This window comes from Roseateles sp., assembly GCF_044373315.1.
Classification (GTDB): Bacteria; Pseudomonadota; Gammaproteobacteria; order Burkholderiales; family Burkholderiaceae_C; genus JACDQM01.
In genome coordinates, this window is the sequence record NZ_JBILQK010000210.1 from 1 (window position 1) to 2760 (window position 2760).

The 2760-nt window shown below is 66.6% G+C and carries 2 protein-coding genes and 1 pseudogene; all 3 read right to left on the bottom strand.

What is annotated here, in order from left to right; all coding sequences use genetic code 11:
• Positions 1-373 (bottom strand): ATP-binding protein (locus ACIQ67_RS20505; RefSeq protein WP_397536223.1); only part of this gene is annotated, 373 nt, incomplete at its 3' end.
• Positions 374-423: 50 nt separating this feature from the next.
• Positions 424-1974: pseudogene (gene istA / locus ACIQ67_RS20510) on the bottom strand (IS21 family transposase).
• 120 nt (positions 1975-2094) lie between these two features.
• Positions 2095-2532 carry a tyrosine-type recombinase/integrase gene (locus tag ACIQ67_RS20515; protein WP_397536224.1) on the bottom strand — a complete coding sequence of 146 codons (438 nt, stop codon included), beginning with the start codon at positions 2530-2532 and terminating at the stop codon, positions 2095-2097.
• Positions 2533-2760: the final 228 nt, after the last annotated feature.

Consider the following 2760-nt stretch of genomic DNA (forward strand, 5'->3'; position numbering starts at 1 on the left):
CAGCCTGCTGGGCCAGCGCGCACCCGAGCCAAGTCTTGCCGCAACCGGTGGCGCCCGTGATCAGCACGTTGCGGCCGTGTCGGATCCAGTCACCTTCGGCCAGCGCTGTGACGAGGTGGCGATCCAGACCGCGGCCCGCCCGCCAGTTGATGTCCTCGACGCAGGCGCCGCTGACCTTGAGCTTGGCCGCCTTGAGCAACCGCGCCACGCGCTTGCCGTCGCGCCAGTCCAGCTCGCGCTGCACCAGCAGCGCCAGGCGTTGTTCGAAGGGCAGCGCCTCGGCGCTGGCCTGCATGGCGGTGTCGTTGAGCGCGGCAATCATGCCGTCCAGGCGCAGGCCGCGCAGTTGGTCCAGGGTGTGTTGTTGAAGCATGGTGTGTTCGTGATGTTGGAGAGTTCGGCCGAGGGGCTTGCGGCAGCGCCTCAGTGGTGCCCGTAGTAGCTGGGTCCACGCACGTTGTCGTGAGCGGGCATGGATGCCGTGTCGCCGCCGAGCAAGCTGCTGTCTCGCCGGTCCAAGCCATTGGCCAGGATCGACTTGACGCTGCGGTAGTGCGGCGCGCGGATGGACTGCGCACGGGCGCACGCGGCCTCCAGCCGCTCGTCGCCGTACTCGCGCGCCAGCCGCATCAGGCCCAGGCAAGCGCGGTAGCCCTGCTCGGGGTGCGTGCGGTGCTCCATCTGCCAACGCACCACGCCAGCCGTGGCGGCACCGATGCGCTCGCCCCAGCCGATGAGCTTGGCCGGAGTCCACTGCCGGTGCGCTCGGTGCGACGCTGGCATGTGCTCGGCCACCGTCGTGAACCCGCCTGCGTGGTGGTTAAGCGCGTGCGCTGCGATGCGCTGGCGCCGCAGCAGGACCTACAGCGTGCCGGCCGTGATGCGCAGTTCCACGGCGGCGCCGACATGCTGGTGCGGCACCGAGTAGTAGTGGCCCTCGTAGGCCACGTGATAGTCGATGTTGACCCGCGCCGGCTTGAACTGCGCGAGCACCATCGGCGTTGCTGGCAGCGGCTTCAAGGCCGGCGCGTCCAGCGCCTTGAAGGCCACCGCCCTGCAGCCAGGCAGCTTCTTGAACGGGCGCTGGTTGAGGTCGACCAACAGTTGGGCGATGGCGCGGTTGAGCTCCACCAGGCTGAAGAAGCGCCGATGGCGCATCCGAGCCAGGATCCAGCGCTCGACCACCTGCACCCCCACCTCGACCTTGGCCTTGTCCTGGGGCCGGCCTGGGCGCGCCGGCAGGACCGCCACGCCGTAGTACTCGCCCAGCTCCTGCATCAGCCGCGCGGTGACGGGCTCGTAAGCATCGGGGTTGGCGATGAGCGCGCGCGGCTGATCGGGCACCAGCAACTTGGGCACGCCGCCGATGAACGTCAGCGTGGCGATGATGGCGCCCACCCAGTCGGCAGCCGTCTGCTGCCACGTGGCGCAGGCGTAGGTGTAGTTCGATGCCCCCAGCACCGCCACGAAGACCTGGGCTCGGCGGATCTCGCCTGTACCGGCGTCCACCACCGGCACGGTCTGGCCGGCGTAGTCGACGAACAGCCGCTCACCACCTGGGTGGATCTGGCGCATCGAGCGCTTCAGGCTCTTGGCCCAGGCGCGGTACTTCCCGCAGAAGGCGCTGTAACGGTAGGCCGCATCCCCGGCGCCCGCGCTGTACTCCTCCCACAGCAGCTGCAGCGTGACGCCGGGACGCTTGAGCTCTTGATGCAGCACCGCATAGTCGGGCTCGCGCCGGGTGCTGCTGCGTGGGCGTGGTGGCGGGTACAGCCGCGCCTGCAGCTCGTCGTCGCTGAGCGTGGCCGCCTGCGGCCACCCGACGCCAGCATCGCGCGCATACATCGCGATCTCGCTGACAGTGGTCTTGCTGATGCCCAAAGCGGCAGCCACCTGCCGGGTGCTGAGGCTGGCGTCGGCCAGCAGTTGAAGTGCTTGTCTGATCTTGCTCATGAGGACCCTTGGTGTGGGCATCGCCTCTCCCGGCCAAAAAGCCGGGCAGCCTACGCCTCGTTGGGTCACTCAGGACACCCTCCCGGTGTCCGCGATCAGTTTGGAATGCCGTCCGCCATCAGCGTGGAACGGTGTCCGCGATCACGTGGAATACGCAGCATGCCCGCCGATCCACGGGAAGATGTGCAGCTCCAGATGCCGCATGACCTTCTCGGCATAACCCGCCGACCATTGCCGGTCCTTGCGAGCTTGGGCGAGCCAGGCGCGAGCCGTCAGTTCGAAAGTGTTGAGTCGCGCAACGCGACCGCGCTCCGCTTCCTCACGGCGTGCGAGTCTGGGATCCACACCAGCCGCACGCATTTCAGCTTCGGCGCGCGCCTTCTTGCGAGCAGCAGCGAGCGAAACAGCTGGATAGGGGCCAAGACTGAGCTTGGCCTCCTTGCCCGCGTCCCTGTACCGATAGACCCAAACCTTGGAGGTGGGTCGTATCCGAAGGTAGAGACCCTCACCGTCAGCGAGCAAGTACTCCTTGTCGCGAGGCTTCGAGGACCTGATCAGAAGGTCGTTGAGTTGACCCATGGTGTACCCCAAACATGACTGCAGTTGAAAAGCAGTCTGGGGTACTCAGTGGGTACACGCAACGACGAGACGTGGAGGGATCGTTTGAGATCTCCTGAGCCGCCTTTTTCAGGATAAGCCCTTGATATGAAAGGGCTTTTAGCTTTCTTGGGATCTCTCGGGATCGGCCGAAAAGAGGGGGATGGTGGCTGGGGCGGAATCGAACCACCGACACGCGGATTTTCAAGC